The sequence below is a fragment of the Nonomuraea antimicrobica genome, assembly GCF_039536965.1.
GTDB lineage: Bacteria > Actinomycetota > Actinomycetes > Streptosporangiales > Streptosporangiaceae > Nonomuraea > Nonomuraea antimicrobica.
Genome location: NZ_BAAAZP010000106.1, coordinates 41,129 through 63,815, shown reverse-complemented (window position 1 = coordinate 63,815; position 22,687 = coordinate 41,129). Strand labels below are relative to the sequence as shown.

The 22,687-nt window shown below is 72.5% G+C and carries 19 protein-coding genes; 9 read left to right on the top strand and 10 right to left on the bottom strand.

The window, feature by feature from the left end; translation table 11 throughout:
- Positions 1 to 79 precede the first annotated feature (79 nt).
- From ABD844_RS30865 to ABD844_RS30850, 4 genes are all read left to right on the top strand, one after another.
- Positions 80 to 1,072 (top strand): LacI family DNA-binding transcriptional regulator, encoded by a 993-nt coding sequence (locus ABD844_RS30865; protein WP_344886011.1) that lies wholly within the window; start codon positions 80 to 82, stop codon positions 1,070 to 1,072.
- A 139-nt stretch (positions 1,073 to 1,211) separates the two neighbouring features.
- A complete protein-coding gene (locus tag ABD844_RS30860) occupies positions 1,212 to 1,985 on the top strand; it encodes a sugar phosphate isomerase/epimerase family protein (RefSeq protein WP_344886008.1) in 774 nt (257 codons plus the stop codon).
- Between the two features lie 151 nt (positions 1,986 to 2,136).
- Positions 2,137 to 3,096, top strand: a complete 960-nt coding sequence (locus tag ABD844_RS30855; protein ID WP_344886006.1) for an alkaline phosphatase family protein — start codon at positions 2,137 to 2,139, stop codon at positions 3,094 to 3,096.
- A 74-nt stretch (positions 3,097 to 3,170) separates the two neighbouring features.
- Entirely contained in the window at positions 3,171 to 5,777 is a 2,607-nt protein-coding gene (locus ABD844_RS30850) for a PEP/pyruvate-binding domain-containing protein (RefSeq protein WP_344886003.1), read from the top strand.
- Between the two features lie 9 nt (positions 5,778 to 5,786).
- Here ABD844_RS30850 and ABD844_RS30845 read toward each other — a convergent pair whose 3' ends face one another.
- The 5 genes from ABD844_RS30845 to ABD844_RS30825 form a co-directional block, all read right to left on the bottom strand.
- On the bottom strand, positions 5,787 to 6,653 hold the full coding sequence (locus tag ABD844_RS30845) for a sugar phosphate isomerase/epimerase family protein (protein ID WP_344886000.1): 867 nt from the start codon (positions 6,651 to 6,653) through the stop codon (positions 5,787 to 5,789).
- Entirely contained in the window at positions 6,650 to 7,816 is a 1,167-nt protein-coding gene (locus tag ABD844_RS30840) for a dihydrodipicolinate synthase family protein (RefSeq protein WP_344885997.1), read from the bottom strand. The genes ABD844_RS30845 and ABD844_RS30840 overlap by 4 nt, the downstream gene beginning before the upstream one ends.
- The gene (locus tag ABD844_RS30835; protein WP_344885994.1) at positions 7,813 to 8,958 is read right to left on the bottom strand and encodes a Gfo/Idh/MocA family protein; all 1,146 of its coding nucleotides are present in this window, start codon (positions 8,956 to 8,958) and stop codon (positions 7,813 to 7,815) included. The genes ABD844_RS30840 and ABD844_RS30835 overlap by 4 nt, the downstream gene beginning before the upstream one ends.
- Before the next feature lie 137 nt (positions 8,959 to 9,095).
- Entirely contained in the window at positions 9,096 to 10,322 is a 1,227-nt protein-coding gene (locus ABD844_RS30830; RefSeq protein ID WP_344885991.1) for an HRDC domain-containing protein, read from the bottom strand.
- A 45-nt stretch (positions 10,323 to 10,367) separates the two neighbouring features.
- Positions 10,368 to 10,964 carry a DUF3000 domain-containing protein gene (locus ABD844_RS30825; protein ID WP_344885988.1) on the bottom strand — a complete coding sequence of 199 codons (597 nt, stop codon included), beginning with the start codon at positions 10,962 to 10,964 and terminating at the stop codon, positions 10,368 to 10,370.
- A 565-nt stretch (positions 10,965 to 11,529) separates the two neighbouring features.
- On the opposite strand from ABD844_RS30825, the gene hemE reads away from it, so the two are divergent.
- Positions 11,530 to 12,591: a uroporphyrinogen decarboxylase gene (gene hemE, locus ABD844_RS30820; RefSeq protein ID WP_344885985.1), complete on the top strand. Its 1,062-nt coding sequence runs from the start codon at positions 11,530 to 11,532 to the stop codon at positions 12,589 to 12,591.
- Positions 12,592 to 12,624: 33 nt separating this feature from the next.
- On the opposite strand, the gene ABD844_RS30815 is transcribed toward hemE, so the two are convergent.
- Positions 12,625 to 13,590 (bottom strand): DUF4349 domain-containing protein, encoded by a 966-nt coding sequence (locus ABD844_RS30815; RefSeq protein ID WP_344885982.1) that lies wholly within the window; start codon positions 13,588 to 13,590, stop codon positions 12,625 to 12,627.
- A gap of 108 nt (positions 13,591 to 13,698) precedes the next feature.
- Here ABD844_RS30815 and hemG point away from each other — a divergent pair, with 108 nt between their 5' ends.
- The 3 genes from hemG to ABD844_RS30800 all read left to right on the top strand — a co-directional run bounded on the left by hemG (position 13,699) and on the right by ABD844_RS30800 (position 16,971).
- Positions 13,699 to 15,102: a protoporphyrinogen oxidase gene (hemG, locus tag ABD844_RS30810; protein WP_344885979.1), complete on the top strand. Its 1,404-nt coding sequence runs from the start codon at positions 13,699 to 13,701 to the stop codon at positions 15,100 to 15,102.
- Positions 15,099 to 15,809 (top strand): hydrogen peroxide-dependent heme synthase, encoded by a 711-nt coding sequence (hemQ, locus tag ABD844_RS30805; RefSeq protein WP_344885976.1) that lies wholly within the window; start codon positions 15,099 to 15,101, stop codon positions 15,807 to 15,809. Before hemG ends, hemQ begins: the two co-directional genes overlap by 4 nt.
- A gap of 220 nt (positions 15,810 to 16,029) precedes the next feature.
- Entirely contained in the window at positions 16,030 to 16,971 is a 942-nt protein-coding gene (locus ABD844_RS30800) for a hypothetical protein (RefSeq protein ID WP_344885973.1), read from the top strand.
- Positions 16,972 to 17,184: 213 nt separating this feature from the next.
- Here the strand turns inward: ABD844_RS30800 and msrB are convergent, their stop codons facing one another.
- Positions 17,185 to 17,586, bottom strand: a complete 402-nt coding sequence (msrB, locus tag ABD844_RS30795; RefSeq protein WP_344885970.1) for a peptide-methionine (R)-S-oxide reductase MsrB — start codon at positions 17,584 to 17,586, stop codon at positions 17,185 to 17,187.
- A 321-nt stretch (positions 17,587 to 17,907) separates the two neighbouring features.
- Here msrB and ligD point away from each other — a divergent pair, with 321 nt between their 5' ends.
- Positions 17,908 to 18,927: a non-homologous end-joining DNA ligase gene (gene ligD / locus ABD844_RS30790; RefSeq protein WP_344885967.1), complete on the top strand. Its 1,020-nt coding sequence runs from the start codon at positions 17,908 to 17,910 to the stop codon at positions 18,925 to 18,927.
- Positions 18,928 to 19,174: 247 nt separating this feature from the next.
- Here the strand turns inward: ligD and ABD844_RS30785 are convergent, their stop codons facing one another.
- Genes ABD844_RS30785 through ABD844_RS30775 form a run of 3 tightly spaced genes read right to left on the bottom strand, consistent with a single transcriptional unit; the run spans position 19,175 to position 22,658 of the window.
- The gene (locus tag ABD844_RS30785; protein ID WP_344885964.1) at positions 19,175 to 19,633 is read right to left on the bottom strand and encodes an NUDIX domain-containing protein; all 459 of its coding nucleotides are present in this window, start codon (positions 19,631 to 19,633) and stop codon (positions 19,175 to 19,177) included.
- Positions 19,630 to 20,715: a hypothetical protein gene (locus ABD844_RS30780; RefSeq protein WP_344885961.1), complete on the bottom strand. Its 1,086-nt coding sequence runs from the start codon at positions 20,713 to 20,715 to the stop codon at positions 19,630 to 19,632. The genes ABD844_RS30785 and ABD844_RS30780 overlap by 4 nt, the downstream gene beginning before the upstream one ends.
- A complete protein-coding gene (locus tag ABD844_RS30775) occupies positions 20,712 to 22,658 on the bottom strand; it encodes a nucleotidyltransferase domain-containing protein (RefSeq protein ID WP_344885958.1) in 1,947 nt (648 codons plus the stop codon). Before ABD844_RS30775 ends, ABD844_RS30780 begins: the two co-directional genes overlap by 4 nt.
- Positions 22,659 to 22,687 lie beyond the last annotated feature (29 nt).

The window sequence follows — 22,687 nt, the reverse complement described above, 5'->3', positions numbered from 1 at the left end:
TCGTAGGCCGTGGGCGTGGCAGGATGCGGATCCAAGTGCCGGTAGGGCAGACTTGGAAACCGCTTTCCGGGGAGGTGTCGTGGTCACGCTTGAAGACGTCGCCAGGCAGGCGGGCGTCTCGCTCGCGACCGCCTCGCGGGTGCTCAACGGCAGCACCCGCCAGGTGGGTGCGGCCCTGCGGGCGCGCGTCGAGCGGGCTGCGGACGAACTCGGCTACCGCGCCAACATCGCCGCCCAGACGCTGGCCCGCGGAGCGAGCAACGTCATCGGCATCGTCGTCCACGACCTGACCGATCCGTACTTCGCGGCCCTGGCCGACGGGGCGATGCGGGCGGCGGCCACCGAGGGCCTGCTGGTCATGGTGGGCACCACGCATCGCGACCCGGAGCAGGAGATCGCGTACGTGGCCACGCTGAACGCCCAGCGCGTACGAGCGGTGCTGCTGGTCGGCTCGCGCGTCGCCGACCCCGCGGTCACCGGCCGCCTGCGTGACGAGCTGACCCGCTACCGGCAGGGCGGCGGCCGGGCGGCCTGCGTGGGCCAGGACCTCCTCGGCGTCGACACCGTGGCGCCCGCCAACCGGGAGGGTGCCGCGGAGCTGGCCAGGGCGCTGGCCGGGCTCGGCCACACCCGCTTCGCGGTGCTGGCGGGGCCGCCGCACCTGGTGACGGCGGCCGACCGGTGCGCGGGGTTCGCCGAGGCGATCGAGGAGCTGGGGCTGCCCGCGCCGCAGGTCGTCCACGGAGCGTTCGACCGCGACGGCGGGTACGCCGCGGCCCAGCAGGTGGGCGACGCCACCTGCGTCTTCGCGGTGAACGACGTGATGGCGGTGGGCGCGCTGGCCGCCTACCGCGAACGCGGGGTCAGGGTGCCCGAGGACGTCTCGGTGGCCGGGTTCGATGACATCGTCACCCTTCGTGATCACGTGCCCGCGTTGACGACGGTACGGCTGCCGCTGCAGGACATGGGGGCGCGGGCCCTGGAGCTGGCGCTGAACGAGGCGGAGCCGGTGGTGGTCGAGCAGGTCGCGGGCGAGGTCGTGCTGCGGGAGAGCGTCCGGAGAATGACGTGAGGTCGGTGCGGGTGCCGGGACCCGGACGGAATGGCGTGAGGGCTGTACTGGTGCAGGAGTCCGGGCGGAATGGTGTGTGGTCTGTGCGGGCAGCCGAGCCCGCGCGGGGCGGAGGTCGTCGGGTGATGCGGAGGGTCGTGTGAAGCTGGCGGTCAGCACGCTGGGGATGCCCGGCGAAGGGCTGGACAGTGCGATCGAGATCGCGGCCGGGCACGGCTGCCAGGGCCTGGAGCTGCGGCTGCACCCGGACACCGGGGTGCACGCCGGCCTGGGCGCGGCGGAGCGGGACTCGGTGCGGGAGCGGGTGGAGCGGGCGGGCCTGGAGATCTCGGCGCTCGCCGGTTACGTCCGCGTCTGCGAGCCGGGCCCCGACGAGCCCTACGTCGAGGCGCTCCTCGCCGACCTGCGGCTGGCCGCCGACCTGGGGGCGCCGGGCGTACGGGTGTTCCCCGGCGGCGACGACCCGGCCGTCGGCGCACGACGGCTCAAGGCGGTCTCCGGTACGGCCGGTGACCTGGGACGCCGCGTGCTCGTCGAGACGCACGACCACATGGCGACCGGTGCGGCGGTGGCCGCGCTGCTGGCCGAGACGGGCTCCCCCGAGACCACCGGCGCGCTCTGGGACCTGCTGCACCCCTGGCGGCACGGTGAGACGCCGGCCCGGTCGCTGGCCGCGCTCGCTCCGCACCTGTCGTACGTGCAGGTCAAGGACGCGGTCTCCGCGCAGGACACCACGCCCGTGCCCATGGGGGCAGGCTCGGTGCCGCTGGAGGAGGCGGGCGAGTTGCTGCGCGCGGCCGGGTACGACGGCTGGGTGTCGCTGGAATGGGAACGCACCTGGTATCCGCAGGTGGCCCCGGTCGAGGAGATCCTGCCCGGCGCGGCCGAGTGGGTACGCCGCTTCTTCCCATAAGGGGACGGGCCGCTTAGATGGTGCCATGCCCCCATCTCAAGGGTCCCCATCTCAAGGGTCCCCATCGCACGGCTCCCCGACTCCGGCCTCCCCGCCTCTGGGCACCGCTCCCCGTGACGCCGCTCTCCGGGACAAGGTGCTCGTCGTCGGCATGGACGGGCTGAGGTACGACCGGCTGCTCGCCCTCGAAGCCCCCGTGCTGGCCGGGCTGATGTCCTCCGGCGCGTACGGCACCAGCAGGCTCCCGTACGGCGAGGCCGGCACTCCGCGTACGGGGTCGCCCGGCGAGGTCGTCCCCAAGAGCCCCGAGCCGGGCGACGGCGGCCGGGTGATCAGATCGCGTACCGACTCCGGCCCCGGCTGGTCGTCGATCGCCACCGGGGCCTGGCCGGACAAGCACGGCGTCGTGGACAACGGCTTCGCGACCGCCCAGTTCCAGAAATTTCCGGATTTCCTGACGCGCGCGAAGACCGCCCGGCCCACCCTCACCACCTCCGCCTTCTTCTCGTGGGCCGCCCTCGCCGAGCACGGCGCGTTCGGCCCGGCGATCGACCGGCGTTTCGTGCTCGACGGGTACGCCGTCGGCTGGGCCCTCGCCGACCGCCAGGTGGCCGACGCCGCCGAACGCCACCTGGCGGCGGACGACCCCGACGCCCTGTTCGTCTACCTGGGCGACACCGACGAGGTGGCCCACGAGCTGGGCCCCCACTGCCCCGAGTACGCCGCCGCCCTCCGGACCCAGGACGCCTACCTCGGCCGCCTGCTCGACGCGATCCGCGCCCGGCCCGCGTACCCGGGCGAGCGCTGGACCGTGCTGGTCACCACCGACCACGGCCACGTGGACGAGGGCGGCCACGGCGGCACCTCCGACGAGGAGCGGACGGTCTTCGTGATCGCCAACAGGCTGGGTGCGGACCTGGGCGGCGGCTCGCTCGGCGTTCCCCGGCTGGTCGACGTCGGCCCGACCGCACTGGCCGTGCTGGGCGTGCCCGTCGACCCGGCCTGGGACCTGGACGGCGTGTCCCTGCTGCACGGACCCGATGATCTCCAGGCACTGCGCGGCCCCGACGAGCCCCACGCCGTGCGCGGCCCGGACGACACCCGCCTGTGATTCATCGCATGTTGAATTCTGGTCCAGGAAGCGTGACACTGGTGACGTCACGCTGAACGGCAGGGGAGCGCGCGATGAAGACGATCCTGGACTTCGCCGAGATCGACGCGGGCATGCTCGCCGACGTGGGCGGCAAGGCCGCCAACCTCGGTGAGCTGACCGGGGCCGGGCTGCCGGTGCCGCCCGGCTGGGTGCTGACCACACAGGCGTACGGGCAGGTCGCGCAGGGCCTGGAGATCGGCGGCGACGACCTGGCCGAGCGGGCCAGGCGGCACCTGCTCCAGGCCCCGGTGCCGGACGCCGTGCACGAGGCGATCGTCACCGCGTACGCCGCGCTCGGCGACGACGTGCCCGTGGCGGTGCGCTCCTCCGCCACGGCCGAGGACCTGCCGTTCGCCAGCTTCGCCGGGCAGCAGGACACCTTCCTCAACGTGGTGGGCGCGCAGGCGGTGGTGGCGGCCGTACGCCGCTGCTGGGCCTCGCTCTGGACCGACCGCGCGGTCGCCTACCGCGAGTCCAACGGCATCGACCACGCCTCGGTGCGGCTCGCGGTGGTCGTCCAGACGATGGTGGACGCGCGGGTGGCGGGCGTGCTGTTCACCGCGAACCCCGTGACGGGACGGCGGCACGAGGCCGTCATCGACGCGAGCCCGGGTCTCGGCGAGGCCGTCGTCTCCGGGGCCGTGAACCCCGACCGGTTCCGCGTCCTCGACGGTCGGATCCTCGAACGCCACGCCGGGGACAAGCGGCTGGCCATTCGCTCCCTGCCCAGCGGCGGCACCGAGCGCGTCGAGACCGCCGAGCGGGGCCTCTGCCTGACCGACGACGAGGTACGCCGCCTCGCCGCCCTGGGCGCCCGCGTCGAGAAGCACTACGGCTCACCGCAGGACACGGAATGGGCCATCGACGGCGACGGCACGATCTGGCTCACCCAGGCCAGGCCGATCACGACGCTCTACCCGCTGCCGGAGCGGCCCCGGCCGGGGCTGCGGGTGTACTTCTCGATCAACGTCGTCCAGGGCGTGATGGGGCCGATCACGCCGATGGGGCGGTCGGTGTTCCGGGTGATCGGCGCGGGCGGCGCGGGCCTGGCGGGGCACGGTCCGGCCGATCCGCTCGACGGGGCCGCGTTCATGGCGGTGTCGGGGGAGCGGCTGTGGCTCGACCTCACCGCGGCGGTGCGCAGCCGTCCAGGCCGCGCGCTGATGTCCCGCCTGCTGGCGCTCGGCGAGGCCCGCGCGGCAGGCGTCATGGAACGGCTCTTCGACGATCCCCGCCTGGCGCCGGAGCCCGGGTCGCTGCGGCCGTTCCTGCGGGGGTTGGGGCGCTTCGCCCGCCGCCTCGACCTCCCCGTCCGCCTCCTGACGGCGCTCACCAGACCGGGCAGGTCACTCGCCTTCACCGTCAAGCTGGGCGCGGACCTCGACAGGGGACTCCGGGTGCCCGGCTCCGCGACCCCGGCCCAGCGGCTGGACCACGCCGAACGCGTGCTCACCGGCACGTTCCCGCTGATCATCTCGATCATGCCGATCGCGATCACCGGCTACGGCATGTTCGCGCTGGCCGCCAAGCTGTCCGGGGTGCCGATCGACGAGATGAGCGACGTCCTGCGCAGCCTGCCGCACAATCCGACCACGCGGATGGACCTCGCGCTGTGGCGTCTGGCCACCCGCGTCGAGCCGGAGCCGTTCCGTGAGCTGCCGGTGCCCGAGCTGGTCCGCCGCTACCGGGAGAGACGGCTCCCGCCCGTCGCGCAGCGCGAGATCGCCGCGTTCCTCGCCGAGTACGGCCACCGCGGCGTCGCCGAGATCGACCTGGGCGTGCCGCGGTGGTCGGAGGATCCCACGCACATCCTCGGCGTGCTGGCCAACTACCTGCGCATGGACGGCACCGGTCCCACCCCCTCCGAGCTGTTCGCCCAGGGGGAGCGGCAGGCCCGCGCCACCATCGCCCACGTGGTGACACGGGCCCGGCGCAGGGGCCGCTGGCGGGCCGCCGTGGTGCGCTTCGCGCTCGGGCGTACGCGCAGCTACGCCGGGCTGCGCGAGCTGCCCAAGTTCTACGCGGTCAAGACGCTCGCCGCGGTCCGGCGCAGCCTGCTCGCGGTGGGGGAGCACCTGGTGGGGCTCGGCGTGCTGGACTCGGCCGCCGACGTGTTCTTCCTCGACCTGCGGGAGGCCAGGGCCGCGCTGGACGGGGGCGACCTGCGGGAGCTGGTGGCGGCGCGGCGGGCGTCGTACGAACGGGAGCGGCGCCGCAGGCACGTGCCCCGCGTGCTGCTCTCCGACGGCACCGAGCCCGAGGCGCTGGACGAGCCACCGGGCGGGGCACGGGGCGCGGCAGGGGGTGCGGCGGCGGCTCAGGGCGTGCTGACGGGCACCCCGGCCTCGCCCGGCACCGTCACGGGGGTGGCCAGGGTGGTGCTCGACCCGACCGGCGCGCACCTGGAGCCGGGCGAGATCCTCGTCTGCCCCTCGACCGACCCCGGCTGGACGCCACTGTTCCTGACGGCGGGCGGGCTGGTGATGGAGATGGGCGGCGCGATGTCGCACGGGGCGGTGGTGGCCCGCGAGTACGGCATCCCCGCCGTGGTCGGCGTCCCCGACGCCACCCACCGCATCGCCTCCGGCCAGAAGATCACGGTGAACGGCGCCGCGGGAACGGTGACGCCTCCGTCATAGCGAGCGCGGTCAGGGCAGCACCACGTCCCGGTAGCGGGCCTTGATCGTGGCCACCACCTCGTCGGGATCGGCGGCCCAGAGGTCGGCGTTGAAGATCTCCACCTCGACGTCGCCCGCGTATCCCGCGTCCCGCACGGCCCGCGTGATCGGCGGGAAGCCGATCACGCCGTCGCCCATCATGCCCCGCCCGAGCAGCACGTCCTCGGGCAGCGGGTGCAGGTAGTCGCACACCTGGTACGCGGCGATCCGGCCGCCCGCCCGCGCCACGTCCTCGAACAGCCGCGGGTCCCACCAGACGTGGAACGTGTCCACCACCACGCCCACCTGCTCCTCGGGATAGGGCAGGCTCAGCTCCAGCGCCTGGCCCAGCGTGGACAGCACCGCGCGGTCCGGGCAGTAGATCGGGTGCAGCGGCTCCAGGGCCAGCTTGACCCCCCGCTCCCCGGCGTACGGGGCCAGCTCCGCGAGCGCCTCGGCCACCCGCGCCCGCGCCCCCGCCAGGTCCCGCGTGAAGCCCGTGGCGGGCAGGGGCTCGCCGGGCCGCACCCCGGGCAGCCCGCCCACCACCAGCACCAGGCAGGCCGCGGCCAGCTCGGCCGCCTCGTCGATGGCTCGCCGGTTGTCCTCCAGCGCCCGGGCGAAGGCCGTGCGGCCCTCCTCGCCGGGCAGCCCGCCCGCGGTGAGGAAGCCGCCGCGGCACAGCGACGACACCCGCAGCCCGGCCGCCCGCACCAGCCGGACGCTCTCGGCCAGCCCCTGCTCGGCGACCTTCTCCCGCCACAGCCCGATCGCCTCCAGACCGTGCCGTACGCACCCGTCCACGGCCTCGGCCAGCGACCAGCGCCGGGTGGTCCACTGGTTGAGCGAGAGGCTCACAGCCCGTTCACCGCCAGCAGGCTCTTCATGCGGCGCACGGCCAGCTCCTGGTCCGACAGCAGCCCGGCCTGGTCGGCCAGGCGGAACACCTCCGACAGGTGGCGCAGCGAGCGGGCCGACTGGGCGCCGTTCACCATGGCGAACGCGTCCTGGTGGCCGTTCAGCCAGGCCAGGAAGACGATGCCGGTCTTGTAGTGGTAGGTCGGCGACTCGAAGATCTTCCGCGACAGCGCGACGGTCGGGGCGAGGATCCCGTCGTACGCGGCCAGCAGCCGCTCGCGCGCCGCCTCGTCACAGGCGGCCTCGGCCGCGTCCAGCACCTGGAGAGCCGCCGCCGCGGCCGGGGCGATCGCGTCGAAGATGCCCAGCAGCGCGTGCGAGCCCGACCTGATCAGCGACGGATAGTTGAAGTCGTCGCCCGTGTACAGCCTGACGCCCTCCGGCAGCGCGGCCCGCAGCCCGACCTCGTGCTCCTCGTCCAGCAGCGACACCTTGACGCCGTCCACCATCGGGGCGTGGGCGTGGATCAGCTCCAGGAACGAGTCCGTCGCCGCCGCCACGTCGGGCGAGCCCCAGTAGCCGGCCAGGTTCGGATCGAACATCTCGCCCAGCCAGTGCAGGATCACCGGCCGCTCGGCCAGGCCGAACAGTTTGCCGTAGACCTGGTGGTAGTCGCGGGGACCTGTGGCGACCCTGGCGAGCTGGCGGGAGGCCATGACGATCACGCCCGCCCCGGCCGACTGCACGGTCTCGATCTGCTCGGCGTAGGCGGCGGCGATCGTGTCCAGGTCACGGGCGTCGGGGACGTGGTCGGTGCCCGCGCCGCAGGAGACCAGCGTGGTGGGGTCTCCGTACGTGCGGGCCTCGGCGGCGCTGCGCCGGATCAGCTCTCTGGTCGCCGGCCAGTCCAGGCCCATGTTGCGCTGGGCGGTGTCCATGGCGTCGGCCACGCGCAGGCCGTGCGACCACAGGTGGCGGCGGAAGAGCAGCGTGGCGTCCCAGTCGAGGGCGGCGGGGGAGCCGGGGGTGTTGTCGCCCAGCGGGTCGGCCACGACGTGGGCGGCGGCGTACACGACGCGGCTCGACGCCGGTGTCCGGACGGCCGGCCAGACGACCGGCTCGTTCAGCGCGTACGCGCCGACGCCGGGAAGGTCGATCCTCATAGCTGCGGCACCTCGATCCTGCGGCCCTCGGCGGACGAGCGCAGCCCCAGCTCGGCGAGCTGCACCCCACGGGCGCCGGAGGCGAAGTCGTTCGGGAACGGCGCGTCCTCCACCACGTGCCGGACGAACCCCTCCCACTGGATCTTGAACCCGTTGTCGAAGTCGGCGTTGTCGGGCACCTCCTGCCAGCCCTCGCGGAACCGCGCCGTCGCGGGCAGGTCGGGGTTCCAGACCGGCTTGGGGGTGGCCGAGCGGTGCTGGACGCGGCAGTCGCGCAGGCCCGCCACGGCGCTGCCGTGCGTGCCGTCCACCTGGAACTCGACCAGCTCGTCCCGGTTCACGCGGACCGTCCAGGAGGAGTTGATCTGGGCGATCACGCCGCCCTCCAGCTCGAAGATCCCGTACGCGGCGTCGTCGGCGGTCGCCCGGTAGGCGTTGCCCTGCTCGTCCACCCGCTCGGGAATGTGCGTCACGGCCCGCGCGTAGACGGACGTGACCCGGCCGAACAGGTTCTCCATCACGTAGTGCCAGTGCGGGAACATGTCGAGCACGATGCCGCCGCCGTCCTCGGCCCGGTAGTTCCACGACGGACGCTGCGCCTCCTGCCAGTCGCCCTCGAACACCCAGTAGCCGAACTCGCCGCGCACCGACAGGATCCGGCCGAAGAAGCCGCCGTCGATCAGCCGCTTCAGCTTGAGCAGGCCGGGCAGGAAGAGCTTGTCCTGCACGACGCCGTTCTTGACGCCCTTGGCGGCGGCGGCCTCGGTCAGCGCGACCGCCTCCTGCGTCGTCTCGGCGATGGGCTTCTCGGCGTAGACGTGCCTGCCCGCCTCGATGGCCTTCAGCACGGCCTTCACACGGGCGCTGGTGACCTGGGCGTCGAAGTAGATCGGGTTGCCGTCGTCGGCGAGGGCCCGGTCGAGCTCGGTGGTGAAATCGGCGATCCCATGCCTGTTCGCGATATCCGCAAGTTTGTCGGCGTTACGGCCGACCAGTACGGGCTTGAGGGTGACCCTGGAGCCGTCCGAGAGCGTGACGCCGCCCTGGTCGTTGATGGCCAGGACGGAACGGACGAGGTGCTGGCGGTAGCCCATCCGCCCGGTGACGCCGTTCATCACGACGCCGATGGTGCGCACACTCATGGGGATCCCTTCAGGCTCCAGATGGAAAGCGCTTTCCAAGACGGTACGGCCGGGCCACCGAGGGCGTCAAGTGGCGCCACCCTCAGGTGGGCCTCGACCGGGGGGCGACGACGGCGAAGAGGCCCCCCAAGACGAGCTTAGAACTCGTCGCGCGTCCCCAGCCTGGACAGGGCATTGGCGATGGGGTGGGCGGCGAGGGAGAGCTGCCACTCGCGGGCGCCCAGCTCGCGCAGCCGGGCGGTCACGCTCTCGTCGCTGACGTCGGCCGGTGGCTCCCACGTGAGCCTGCGTACGGCGTCGGGCTGCAACAGGTTCTCCGTGGGCATGTGGTACTCGTCGGCCAGCGCGGCGACCACGGCGCGGGCGGCGGCCAGGCGCTTGGCGGCGGCCGGGTCGCGGTCGGCCCAGCGGTTGGGCGGGGGCGGGCCGTCACCGGGGGTGCTGGGCTGGGGGAGCTGCCCGTCGGGCAGGGCGCGGGCCCTGGCCACGGCGGCGAGCCAGTCGCTCATGTGCCTTCGCGCGCTTCGCCCGGTGAATGCCGAAATTTCGGTCAATGCCTTCTTCGTACGAGGCCCCTCCAGCGCGGCCGAGACGATCGCGGCGTCGGGCAGGACCCGGCCGGGCGCGAGGTCGGCCTCGCGGGCGATGCGGTCGCGCATGGTCCACAGCTCACGCACGACGGCCAGGGCGCGTACGTTGCGTACTTTGTGGATGCCGGACGTGCGCCGCCACGGGTCGGAGCGCGGCACCGGCGGCGGGGTGTCGAGCACGGCCGCGAACTCCTCGCGCGCCCACTCCAGCTTCCCGGCCTCCGACAGCTCCTGGTGCAGCACGTCGCGCAGCTCGACCAGCACCTCCACGTCGAGCGCGGCGTAGCGCAACCAGTCTTCGGGCAGCGGCCTGGTGGACCAGTCGGCCGCCGAGTGGCCCTTCTCCAGCCGCAGCCCGAGCACGGTCTCGACCATCGTGCCGAGCCCCACCCGCTCGTAGCCGAGCAGCCGCCCGGCCAGCTCGGTGTCGAACATCTCGCGCGGCCTGAACCCCACCTCCAGCAGGCACGGCAGGTCCTGGGAGGCCGCGTGCAGCACGACCTCCGCCCCGGCCACCGCCCGATCGAGGGCGGACAGGTCGGGGCACCCGATCGGGTCGACCAGCGCGGTGCCGGCGCCCGCCCGGCGCAGTTGCACGAGATAGGCGCGGTTGCCGTAGCGATAGCCCGAGGCGCGCTCGGCGTCCACGGCGACGGGACCGCTGCCGGCGGCGAACCTCTCCACCACCTCCGCCAGCCCGGCGGCGTCGGCGACGACGGGAGGGATGCCTTCGCGCGGCTCCAGCAGCGGCTCCACGGTGCGTTCTTCTGTCATGAGCTCACCGGCCTCATGACGCAGGTGCTGTCTTGACTGGTGCCCTCACTTCGTTCGGTCACTCTCCGGATCATCACGTCGGCGGGGCAGGGCGGCCACGTCGGGCGGGAGCGGCGGGATCCCCGCCGCCAGGCACATGAGGTCGCACCAGGCGGCGACATGGCCGGAGAGATCCTCCTGGGCGGGTGACCACGACGCCCGCAGCTCAAGCTCGGTCGTGACCGGATCGTCGGCCTTGTTGCCGAACCCCTCGGACACGGCTCTTGTCACGGTACCGCCAGCGGCGGAGTAGTCGGCTTGGTGGGCGTCGAGAGCCTCGGTCAGCCAGCTCCACGCGACGGGGCCGAGCAGCGGATCGGAGGTGATCTCCGGCTCCATGTCGGCCCTGACGTAGGCCACCAGCCGGAACGGGCCCTCCCAGCCGCGCTGGCCGTCGGGGTCGTAGAGCAGGATCAGCCGGCCGACCGCGAGCTCGTCGTCGTCGCGGTAGACCGACGCGCCGATGGCGGCCGAGTAGGGGGCCAGCCGCTGGGGCGCGGGCAGGTCTTCGAGCTCGATCTCCGGGCGTACGTCGGCCAGCCGCAGGCTCTCGGCCGCGCGGGTGAAGGCGGCGGGAGGCGGTGGCTGGTCACCGAGCGTCATAGCCGAAGCGTAGGTCGAAGACGGGCGGAAGGGGACCACGGGGGTGCTCATCCTTCGTGATCAAGCCGCTGCCGTAACCAGCCGGCGTGCCGGGCGGGAGGTCTCGGCCACGCCGAGCATGATCGCGTGGCCGCAGACGACGCAGGCCCACTCGGGGCACTGGCCAGGCTCGTGCCCGTCGAGGCACGGCGGCTGCTCGAAAGGCCGCTCACCGGCGCAGGACGCGCACGGCTCACTGCGGCGCTCTGGGGAAATCCACAACGCGGTCATCGCACGAGTCATCGAACCGGGGCCTTTCTTCGGGTCGTGGATCCGACGTTGGCACGAGCCGATGACAATTCCCCGCAACGCGCTCGGCGTGTCCCGAAAGTGGTCGCTGAATCGGTGCCGCGCGGTGGCTTGGCGAACATTTGGCCCAGTCGAGACCGGCTCTCTGGGCGGGCATGGGGTGTGTTCGACCCATGTGCGATGCCGATGCCGAGCAGACCGGTAAACCTTCATCTGACTATCTGATCATGATTTGGGGTGTCCAATGCATCTTTTTCCGACACCTCGCGTCGGTTTCATGACCGGCCCCCGCGCATGGGACCCTGATGGGGTGAATCTCGCCGACTCCGCCTTCCTGCGCGCCTGCCACCGCCGGCCCGTCTCGCGCACACCTGTCTGGTACATGCGCCAGGCCGGGCGGTCGCTGCCGGAATACCTCAAGGTCCGCGAGGGCGTCCCGATGCTCACCGCCTGCGCGACGCCCGACCTGATCGTCGAGATCACCATGCAGCCGGTTCGCCGCTACGGCGTCGACGCGGCCATCTTCTTCAGCGACATCGTGGTGCCGCTCAAGGCCATCGGGGTCGACCTCGACATCAAGCCCGGCGTCGGGCCCGTGGTGGCCGACCCCATCCGCGACGCCGCCGGGCTCGACGCGCTGCGGCCCCTGGAGCCGGGCGATGTGGCATACGTCACCGAGGCCATCGGGGCGCTCACCGGCGAGCTGGGCGGCACCCCGCTCATCGGCTTCGCGGGCGCGCCGTTCACGCTCGGCTCCTACCTGATCGAGGGCGGCCCGTCGAAGAACCACGACCGCACCAAGGCCATGATGTACGGCGAGCCGAAGCTGTGGCACGCGCTCATGGAGCGGCTGTCGGGCATCGTGCTGGAGCACCTGCGCATCCAGATCGCGGCCGGAGTCTCGGCGGTGCAGCTCTTCGACTCGTGGGTGGGGGCGGTCGCGCCCGACGACTACCGCGAGTTCATCCTGCCGCACACCCGGCGCATCTTCGAGGGCGTCGCCGGGGTGCCGCGCATCCACTTCGGCGTGGGCACCGGCGAGCTGCTCGGCGTGCTCGGCGAGGCCGGGGCCGACGTGGTGGGCGTCGACTGGCGGGTCCCGCTCGACGAGGCCGCCCGCCGGGTCGGGCCGGGCAAGGCGCTGCAGGGCAACCTCGACCCGGCCATCCTGCTCGCGCCCTGGGAGGTCGTCGAGCGCAAGGCGCGCGAGGTGCTGCGGCGGGGGAGCGCGGCCGAGGGGCACGTGTTCAACCTGGGGCACGGGGTGCTGCCCTCGACCGACCCCGACCAGCTCAAGCGCCTGACCGACCTGGTCCACGAGTACGACCCCGCGTCCTGACCCTGCCCACGGTCACCGGGGCCTCAGGGCGGGTCAGACGGCCTCGGGGCCCGGTCCTGAGGGGCGCTGACGGGATCCGGCCCGCCCTGCCCGCCCGGCGCGGTCCCGGCGTACGAGAAGGACGAGCAGCACCACCAGCGGCAGCGAGACGACGGCCCACGGCACCAGCGCCCCGAGCACCGTCAGCGCCGTCTTCGTGAGCGAGACCAGCGCGTCCCACCCCGCCCTGAGCCCGCCGAGGAACCCGGCAGGCTCCTCCGCCGGATCCGCCACCTCGGTGACCGGTCCCACCAGCCACAACGTCAGCGTGGCCAGGGCGGTCTGGGTGGCCAGCTCCTTCTGCTGCGCCTGCAGCGACTCCAGGTCGGCCTCGCGCTTGGAGATCTCCCGCTCGACGTCCAGCACCTGCCCGATCGTGCCGGCCCGCTTCAGCAGCGCGCGCAGCGACTCCAGCGACTGCTGCGCCGACTTCAGCCGGCTCTCGACGTCGGCCACCTGCAGCGTGACGTCCTGCGTCTTCTGCTCCATCGAGAGCTGTTTGCCCAGCTCCTTGCCGAACCGGCCCAGCACACCGGGATACCTGTCGGGCGGGATCTTGAACTCGAGCGTGGCCGAGTCCTCGGTGGCGTCGGCGGAGTTCGTACGCTCCTGCGACAGGTGGCCGCCCGCCTCGGTGACGATCTGCTTGGCCCGCTGGGCCGCGGTGCTCACCCGCTCCGCCCGTACGGTCATGTTGCCGGTGTAGACGACCTGCCGCTCCTGCCGGGTGGCCGCGACGTCGGAGACGATGCCCTGCTCGTCGGACCTCGCCTGCTTCTCGGGCCCGGCCTGCTCGATGGCGTCGCCGGTGCTCACGGCGGGCGCCCGCTCGGAGGTCGCCTGGGGCGGCTGGGCGGCCGAGATGGCGGAGGCCCCGCCACCGCCACCGCCGCAGCCCGCGGAGACCAGAGCCACGCAGACCGCGGCCGAGAGCGCGATGCCGTACCGGATTGTCCTCATGTCCTAATTGACGGCGCGCGCCGCACCCCGGTTTGACGGGGGCCATCACGGTACGGTCACGTGCCCCGGGCAGGTGGCCGGGGCCGTGAGGCGGTAGCGTCAGGAGGCGTGGAAGGGCATCGGGCGCACGTGGTCGTCGTCGGCGCGGGGATCTCCGGTCTCGCCGCCGCGTGGTTTCTCCGCCAGGGAGCGGGCGAGCGGCTCCGGGTGACGGTTCTGGAGGGCTCGCCGCGCATCGGCGGCAAGCTGTACGCCTCCGAGGTCGCCGGGATACGCGTGGACGCCGGCGCCGAGGCCATGCTGGCCCGCCGACCCGAGGGCAAAGAGCTGGCCAAGGCGGTCGGGCTCGGTGACGACCTGGTCCAGCCCGGCACCACGCGCTCGGCCGTCTACAGCAGGGGCACGCTGCGCCCGCTGCCGAAGGGGCAGGTCATGGGCGTGCCCTCCGACCTGACCGAGCTGGCCAAGTCCGGCATCGTCTCGCCCGGCGGGCTGCTGCGGGTGCCGCTCGACCAGATCCTGCCGCCGACCCTCGTACGCACCGACGTGTCCGTGGCCGCCTACATCCGTGCCCGGATGGGCGGCGAGGTCGTGGACCGCCTGGTCGAGCCGCTGCTCGGCGGCGTCTACGCGGGCCGGGCCGACATGCTGTCCCTGGAGGCCACGATGCCGCGCGTGGCGGCGGTGGCACGTTCCGAGCGTTCGCTGCTGAGCGCCGCCCGGCTCCTCGTCGAGGAGGCGCCCAAGGACGCCGGGCCGGTCTTCACCACGTTGCGCAACGGTCTCGGCGGCCTGCCCGAGGCGGTCGCCAAGGCGTCGGGCGCGGACGTGCGCACCGGCGTCACCGTACGCGAGCTGCGCCGCACCGAGACCGGCTGGCGGCTGGTGACCGGCCCCGTGCCGAGGCCCGAGGTCGTCGAGGCCGACGCGGTCATCGTGGCCGTCCCCGGGCCCGCCGCAAGCCGCCTGCTCAAGGACGAGGCCCCCAAGGCGGCCGACGAGCTGGCCAGGATCCAGTACGCGAGCATGGCCGTCGTCACGCTGGCGTACCCGGTCGACGCCTTTCCCGAGCCGCCCGCCTCCAGTGGCTACCTGGTGCCGCCGGTGGAGCGGCGGCCGGTCAAGGCGGTCACGTTCAGCTCGGTGAAGTGGCCGCACCTGTCCAACGACCTGGTGATCCTGCGCTGCTCGATCGGCCGGGTCGGCGAGGAGCACCTGCTCCAGCGCGACGACACCGAGCTGGTCTCGCTCGCCACCGCCGAGATGGCCGACGTCATGGGCGTGAGCGGCCTGCCCGCCGACACCAGGGTCACGCGGTGGGGCGGCGGGCTGCCGCAGTACAACGTGGGCCACCTTGACCGGGTGGCCCGGGTGCGCGCCGCCGTGTCCGGGCAGCCGGGGCTGGCCGTGTGCGGGGCGGCGTACGACGGGCTGGGCATTCCCGCCTGCGTCGGCACCGCCCGTACGGCCGCCGCCCGGATTCTGGACCACCTGACCCTGCGAGGAGAATGAGCACCATGACAGAGGGCGCACCGCGGCTCAAAGCCCGCGATCTCAACCAGGTGATCCGTTACACGATGTGGTCGGTCTTCCAGGTGACCGAGCCGTGCCCGGGCGACCGCGGCGACCTGGCCGCCGAGGTGCGTGACCTGCTCGACCAGGCCGCCGGGAAAGACGTCGTGACCAGGGGGGTCTACGACGTCGCCGGGTTCAGGGCCGACGCCGACTTCATGTTCTGGTGGCACGCGCCCACGCCGGAGGACCTGCAGGACGTCTACGCGCGCTTCCGGCGTACGCGGCTGGGGCGGCACACCAGGCCGGTGTGGTCGGCGATGGCGCTGCACCGGCCGGCCGAGTTCAACAAGTCGCACATCCCGGCCTTCCTGGCCGAGGAGGAGCCCCGGGCCTACGTGAGCGTCTACCCGTTTGTGCGGTCGTACGAGTGGTACCTGCTGGACGACTCCGAGCGGCGCTCGATGCTGGCCGAGCACGGGCGGATGGCCCGCGACTACCCCGACGTGCGGGCCAACACCGTGGCCTGCTTCTCGCTGAACGACTACGAGTGGATGCTGGCCTTCGAGGCCGACGAGCTGCACCGGATCGTCGACCTCATGCGTACGCTGCGGGGGGCGCAGGCGCGGCGGCACACCCGCGTCGAGATCCCGTTCTACACCGGGGCCCGCAAGCCGCTTCAGGAACTGGTCGCCGCCCTCCCCTGACCCCCTACACCTCAGGCCCTGCCCTCCTCCGCGAGGGTGGGGCCTCGGCCTTCCCAGGGCCCTGGGAAGGCGTCGCCTGCTGGGTGGTGGAGGAAGAACGAGACCCAAGTCGGCGATCCAACTGAAGTGATCTATCCCGTTTGTCACAATCAGGGAAATCTCTGGTTCGTGGGACGTGCCGCGGGGGTGGCACGTTCCAGCCGGCGGGCGGGGAGGACGGGTGGGAGAGTCCGGAAGGCGGGGCCGTCGCGGGCGGCGTGCCGCCGGGGGGCAGGCGACGGGGCGGCATGCGCGGCGGCGTACGGGGGCGGGGGGTGAGCGGGGTTCCCGGCCGGGTCGGAGACGGCTGGCGGCCGGGGTGCTGGTGCTGGCGGGCGGGACCGTGGTGCTGCTCGCCGTCGGCGGAACGTTCGGCCCGTCCGGACCGCTCGGTACGCACGGCTGGGTCGCCTCGGACGGGAGCCCGTCCGAGGGCTCCGGAGCCGAGCGGCGGCCGGGCGGCGGCGAGGCCGGTCCCGGCGGGCCGTCGGGGACAGGGCCGGGCAAGGGGACGGGCACAGGCGCAGAGCCGGGTGCGGGGTCGGGTGCGGATGGCGGGACCGGCGCCGACGCGAGTGCTCAGGCCAGGGCGCGGGAGCAGGGCGGGCCGGAGGCGCCGGACAAGGGCCGCGAGAGGGCCGAGCCCGGCGCGGTGGCGGGCAGCACGGCCCCGGCGGACGTGCCGGCGGACGTGTCGGCGGACGCGCTGGCGGACGTGCCGGACGACGCGCTGGCGGACGTGCTTGCGGACGGCCCCGACCCGGGTGACGGCGCCGACTACAGGGCCGACGGCCCGTCCCGGCACACGGATCAGCGGGCCGCGCGCTATTTCCTGACGCACTGGGGCCCGGACGACAAGGCCATGAAACGCCTTAAGGACATCCGCACAGTAGGCGGATATTTGCGCATATACACGGACTTGCCGGAGAGCGCAGACAACTCCCTGACCGCCATCACGCTCTGCGAACGCGGCCTGGTCTATCTCCACAGTCGCGGGGTGGCGAATCCGGTCGTGTTCGTGCAGGCCGAGTTCGGCGAGAACGGCAATCCCGTGCTCGCCAACATCCTCGGCCCCGCCGACCGCAGTTGCCGCGTCACCCACCCGGCCCCGTCCCCGGGTTGACCGGCCGGGATCCGGGGTCAGCGGGCCGAGGCCCGGATGGGGCGGCGGATCGGGGTCAGTGGACCCGTACTCGTGTCCTCGAACACACTTCGCACCGTTGAGTCACGACCCGTCCGATGGTCTCGATCGTCACCCATCGGTGGCGAAGATGGACAAAGCGCACGCGGCACTCGTACCCGTGGGAGGCGATCGATACGCCCTGTCGTTACCTGATCACCCCTTGGGTTCGAGCCGGAGCGAGATCGAGTTGATGCAGTAACGATCGTCGGTCGGGGTCGCGTAGCCCTCTCCGTGAAAGACATGCCCCAGGTGGGAGTCACAGCGGGCGCAACGTACCTCGGTACGCACCATCCCGAGGCTGCGGTCCTCGATCAGCCGCACCGCGTCGGACTCGGACGGCTCGAAGAAGCTCGGCCATCCGCAGTGCGACTCGAACTTCGTGTCCGACCGGAACAACTCCGCCCCGCAGGCGCGGCACGAGTAGACGCCCTCGGTCTTGGTGTCGACGTACTCCCCCGAGAAGGGGCGCTCGGTCCCCGCCTGCCGCAGGACGTGGAACTCCTCGGGCGACAACTCCGCCCGCCATTCGGACTCGCTCTTGACCACCTTGTCCATGTGTCCAGACTACGAGATCCGGCAAAAAGAGATCTCCGCAGGGTGAAGCATCCGTTCTGGGGTGAATTTGCGTCTTTGTAGGCAAGGGGGTGTCATCGCCTCCTGCCAAGGGTGAGATCGTTCGCGGATCCCACCGAGCGGCACAGCCCACGCCCGTGCTGGCGCCGCCGGGGGATCGTGACGGCCGGCCGGGTGGCGCGCCAGCGCCCGGAACGGTGGCGGACGATCTGGCGGCCCGCCCTGTCGAGCCCTCGGTCCCGCCACCGAGGCGGCTCCGGGGCGGGCCCACCCTGCTTGACGCCGGAGGGTAGGTTCGGGCGTATGGCATCGCCGTTCATTGAGCTCGAGGTGGGGGAGCGGACCGTCAAGGTCACCAACCCCGACAAGGTCTACTTTCCTGGGATCGGGGCCACCAAGCGCGAGCTGGTCGAATACTACGTGAGCGTCGGCGAGGGCGCGCTGCGGGCCCTGAAAGACCGGCCCACCAACATCAAGCGCCACCCCGACGGCGTGCAGACCGAGGCGATCTACCAGAAGCGCATGCCTCCCAAGCACCCCGACTGGCTCCAGTCGGTCACCGTGACCTTCCCCAGCGGCCGTACGGCGCAGTCCCTGCGCGTCACCGAGGTGGCGGCCATCGCCTACTGCGCCAACCTCGGCACCATCGACTTCCACCCCTGGCAGGTGCGGGCCGCCGACGTCGAACACCCCGACGAGCTGCGCGTCGACCTCGACCCGATGCCCGGCCTGGAGTTCGACGCCGCGCGCCGGGCCGCGTTCCTGACCAGGGACGTGCTCGGCGAGCTGGGCCTGACCGGCTTCGTGAAGACCTCGGGCAACCGCGGCGTGCACATCGCCGTCCGCATCGAGCCGCGCTGGGACTTCATCCAGGTACGCCACGCCGGCATCGCCCTGGCCAGGGCCGTCGAGGCCCGCGACCCCGGCCTGGTGACCACGGCCTGGTGGAAGGAGGAGCGCGGCGAGCGGGTCTTCATCGACTTCAACCAGAACGCCAGAGACCGCACGGTGGCCAGCGCCTACTCGGTGCGCGCCCAGCCGCACGCACCCGTCTCGACCCCGGTGACCTGGGACGAGCTGGCGGACGCCGACCCGCGCGACTTCGACATCCGCACGGTGCCCGCCCGCTTCGCCAAGCTCGGCGACGTGCACGCGGCCATCGACGACCGGGCGTACTCGATCGAGCCCCTGCTGGAGCTGTACGCCGGGGACGAGCGCGGCGACATGCCGTACCCGCCCAACTACCCGAAAATGCCCGGCGAGCCGATGCGCGTCCAGCCGAGCAGGGCCAGGGCCGTGACCAGGGAAGACAAGCCAAGCTGAGCCGACGACCCGGGCGGCGCGGCGGTATCCGCCGCGGGCATGGAGAAGCCGTCGGTGCCGCTCAGCGCCAAGACGGCAGCGAGCGCATACCGCAGCGCGGAAGCTGAAGCGCGGGACCGGTGGTAACCTGAGCCTGCGCGAGTTGCTCATCGACCTGGACGCTTCTGGACGTGGCATGCCGCGGCAGCAGGGTGGTGCCCGGGGGAAGCCTGACGAAGGCTCGCTGTGCCGCAGCACGAAGACGGGATCAGCTCGCGGTGACGAACCACTCCGGGCGCAGGTCAGTGAGCTCGAACACGCCAGGCCCGTGGTCGGCCAGTAGCTCGGCCACCTGTTCGGGCTTTAGATCGATCGACGCGATCCCGGCAGCCGTCAGTGGTACCTCTTGGACGTGGTACTCGCCTCTGGCCGGGTCGGCGAACTCCGGGCCCGTACGTTTCGCCGGATCCCAGGACTCGATCGTGGCGAGGAAGAAGAGCTGGCGTTCCTCTGCCCCGACGAGCACGTGGATCAGCGAGTGGATGCGCGCCTCGCCCGCCAGTTCCTCGCGCACCTCGCGCAGCAGCGCCTCTTCCAGGCTGGCGTCGCTGTCCTCCACGCCGCCTCCGGGGAGTACCCAGTACGGCGCCATCGTGGGCCGTACCCGTTTGATGGTCAGCACGCCGTTGTCCGGCGTGACGAGAACGCCCCGAACACGCGTCTTCATGATCGTCCCTCCGATCGGGCCGGCTGCCTGCCGTCCACCGCCGCCGGGCTGGGCTCGACGCGGGCGAGGTCCTCCAGCCGGGTGCGCTCGCACAGCACCTGGGCCAGGAGTCCCAGGCAGAATGCCCGGTCCGCCTGGGCCATGGCGGTGAGAGGCAGGACGCCCAGGATACGCAGCACCAGCCACGGGCGGAGGGCGATCAGCGGATCGTCGGCGGCCATGATGAGTGCCCCGAGGTCGCTGTGCAGGCGCCGCGTCAAGGCGCCGATTGCTGCGTGACGCCCCGCGCCTACCTGCAGAGTGCCGCTGACCTCCAGTCGACCCTGTCCGGTGTGCAGGTGGGTCAGCACTGGAGGCCGTGCTGGGCCGGGTGCGCGGACGGTCCGCCAGTAGGTGAGCGGCTTGTACCTGGGCACGAGCCAGCCGCCCATCGCCAGGAGGTACCACAGCAGGTTGGCCGCCTCTCCGGCCAGGGCGTTGCGGCCGGCGTGTTGGTAGTCCAGCCAGCACAGCGGCGCGGCGATGTTCGGCTCGGTCGGGTCTCCTTGAGTGAGCGCCGTAGCCGTCACCGTGGCCAGTTGTTCGCGGAGCCGGGTGAACAGGCGAGGGTAGGCGATGTCGACGGTCGTCTCGCCGGTGACGACGGTCAGCGGCGGTTCTGCGGCGTACCAGCGGTCCAGCCGACCGCCCGGGCGTAGCCGTTCGGCGTACAGGCCGGGGCGGCACGAGCCGATCGGGGCCGGTTGGCCGGTGCGTTCGGCGGCCAGCAGGATGCTGTCGCAGGCCGCGTCGATGAGGGAGGTGACGGCGGGAGTCTGGCGAGGGTCGGCGTCGGCGCGGGTGATGAGATCGGCGAGGAGAGCGGTGCAGCGGCCGTCGGCGAACACGTCCTGATAGATCAGGGTGTGCCGGCCATCGGGGTCGACGGTGGTGCCGAGCAGGGCGGCGGCCGGAAGGTGGCCGCACACTGCTGCATGGCCGCGCGCCTCGGCTTGGGCCTGCGCCGCCGGCAGGCTCTTGCGGAAGGTGCCGTCGTCGTGGTGACGGAAACTACCAGGCGCGTCCTGGATGATCGGGGTCATGCTGCCGGGTCCAGGCTGGCCAGCCACCATGCCAACACCTGTTCGGCCATCGCGGTGACCTGCTCGGCCGCGCCGGACCGCGGGTCGGAGGAAGCCACGGGCAGGTCGCCGGCGAGCTTGCCGAACGCAACCAAGGCGTCGGCGTCGGCTACGTGCAGCTCTCCCTCGCACCGCAGCACGATCTTCGCCAGCAGCGCGGCCACCTTGTACACCGCGCGTACGTCGATGGGGTCGCGCAGCAGGAGCCGTCTCAGGTCCATCGCTGCCGTCGCACCGTCGCGCCGGGTGCGCGCCATCACCGTGTCCGTGTCCGGATGCGGCACGGTGAACCCGGACGCGACCCAGATCGCGGGGAGTGCGCCGTCGGCGATCTGGGCGAGCGTGTACAGCAGGCGGGAGGTCAGCGCGCCGGCCTGGCATTCGGCGGGAGCGAGGACGGTCAGCCCCAGCTTGACGCCGGCGAGGCGGCCACGGGCCTGCCGGAGAGCCGCGCCGATGGCGGGCAGTGTCGGCGGGTCGGCGACGATGAGTACGTCGAGGTCGGACCAGCCGTCCAGATACTTTCCGCGGGCGCCGGAGCCGGTGACCGCGATCAGGTGGACCGTGTCGTCTGGGCGGGTGAGCACGGCCACCAGGTGATCGAGGAATCCTGTGAGGTGGTCGGGCAGGCCGAGGCCGGCCGGGAGCACTGTCCGCGGTGAGCGGCGGGGCCAGAGCCGGTCACGCATCAGCCGGTCCAGGGCGTGCCCGAGTTCGGCGGCCGTCCGGTTGTTGTCGATCACATACTGGGCGATGCCGCGAACGCGGTCGGCGCCGCGGGCGCGTTTGACGCGGTCGCGTTCGGCGACGTCGGTTGGGCCGCGGGTGCCCCGCCTGGCGCGTACGGCCGGGTCGGCGTCGAGGTAGACCGTGGTGAGAGCGTCACCGAGGAGCTTGCGTAGCTCGGCGGTCAGGTCGTGGCTGTGCAGGCTCTCGATGCTGAAGGTCTGCTGGTAGTGGTGGGCGTGCGCGTAGGCGTCGAGTTCCAGCGCCAGCAACTCGGCTTGCTCGGCGACGGGCAGGGCGTAGATGTCGGTGAGCTGGTGGCGGGCGGCGGCGAGGTCGAGCAGGTAGCCGATCTTCAGTCGGGTGACGCCGTGCTCGTGTTGGAGATGGTGGCCCGCGGTGGACTTGCCGCATTCCGACAGGCCGCCGAGCGCGATCATCCATCGGCTGGTGATCGTAGGCGGCCGGACGGCCGGGCTGGTGAGCGCCGCGCATAGGTCGGCGTGCACGGTGAGGATGGGGCGTTCGCCGGTCACGATTGCGTCGCCAGGGGCGAGTTTGGCGAGGTGCTCGTTGAGGGCGTGCTGGTAGCGGCGGTAGACGGCGGTGACCGTATGCTCTCGTGCCAATGCCATTCGAGCGCCGCGGAGGGGATCGGCGTCGTGCAGGAGAAGGATCTCGTCCTCGGCACGCTGGGCTTGCGCGATGGCCGAAGCGTACGGGGCGAGCAGGCGGTGCGCACGCTCGGCGGCCGGTTCGACGGGTGTGTGTTCGCGGACGGCGATGGTGGCCGCGACAGAGGCCGAGAGCATGGTCATACCCCGGTCGATGAGGACCAGCGGAGCAGGCGCACCGGCCTGGGCGGTGGCGGAGCGTGCGAGGTAGGAGCAGGCCAGCACGTCGGCGACCTCTTCGATCGGCGCGGTGTCGAACCACCAGTCGGCCAGGCCGTTGCGTTTGGCGTGCTGCCAGCGGCGGTCGTAGTCGTCCAGCGGTCCGAGGTTGCGTGCGCCGGTCCGGTGTTGCAGGAGACGGGCATGGGTGGTCTTGCCGACGTTGTCGGGCCCGCTCAAGGCCACGATGGCAGGGTGGCTGCGGGTGTCTCCGCGGGTCGGCTCGGACTGGCCGATCGGGTCGGTGCTGAGCGGCGCGGCTCCGCCGGATCTGAGGACGTGCATGGTGGCGGCCCTCCGTTGCGAGGTGATTG

Coding starts and splice junctions, on each gene's coding strand:
- ABD844_RS30785 (WP_344885964.1), bottom strand. CDS start 19,633: ATGAAGACGCGTGTTCGGGGCGTTCTCGTCACGCCGGACAACGGCGTG.
- ABD844_RS30775 (WP_344885958.1), bottom strand. CDS start 22,658: ATGCACGTCCTCAGATCCGGCGGAGCCGCGCCGCTCAGCACCGACCCG.
- ABD844_RS30850 (WP_344886003.1), top strand. CDS start 3,171: ATGAAGACGATCCTGGACTTCGCCGAGATCGACGCGGGCATGCTCGCC.
- ligD (WP_344885967.1), top strand. CDS start 17,908: ATGGCATCGCCGTTCATTGAGCTCGAGGTGGGGGAGCGGACCGTCAAG.
- hemQ (WP_344885976.1), top strand. CDS start 15,099: ATGAGCACCATGACAGAGGGCGCACCGCGGCTCAAAGCCCGCGATCTC.
- ABD844_RS30830 (WP_344885991.1), bottom strand. CDS start 10,322: ATGACAGAAGAACGCACCGTGGAGCCGCTGCTGGAGCCGCGCGAAGGC.
- ABD844_RS30825 (WP_344885988.1), bottom strand. CDS start 10,964: ATGACGCTCGGTGACCAGCCACCGCCTCCCGCCGCCTTCACCCGCGCG.
- ABD844_RS30780 (WP_344885961.1), bottom strand. CDS start 20,715: ATGACCCCGATCATCCAGGACGCGCCTGGTAGTTTCCGTCACCACGAC.
- ABD844_RS30835 (WP_344885994.1), bottom strand. CDS start 8,958: ATGAGTGTGCGCACCATCGGCGTCGTGATGAACGGCGTCACCGGGCGG.
- ABD844_RS30815 (WP_344885982.1), bottom strand. CDS start 13,590: ATGAGGACAATCCGGTACGGCATCGCGCTCTCGGCCGCGGTCTGCGTG.
- hemE (WP_344885985.1), top strand. CDS start 11,530: ATGACCGGCCCCCGCGCATGGGACCCTGATGGGGTGAATCTCGCCGAC.
- ABD844_RS30840 (WP_344885997.1), bottom strand. CDS start 7,816: ATGAGGATCGACCTTCCCGGCGTCGGCGCGTACGCGCTGAACGAGCCG.
- ABD844_RS30855 (WP_344886006.1), top strand. CDS start 2,137: ATGGACGGGCTGAGGTACGACCGGCTGCTCGCCCTCGAAGCCCCCGTG.
- msrB (WP_344885970.1), bottom strand. CDS start 17,586: ATGGACAAGGTGGTCAAGAGCGAGTCCGAATGGCGGGCGGAGTTGTCG.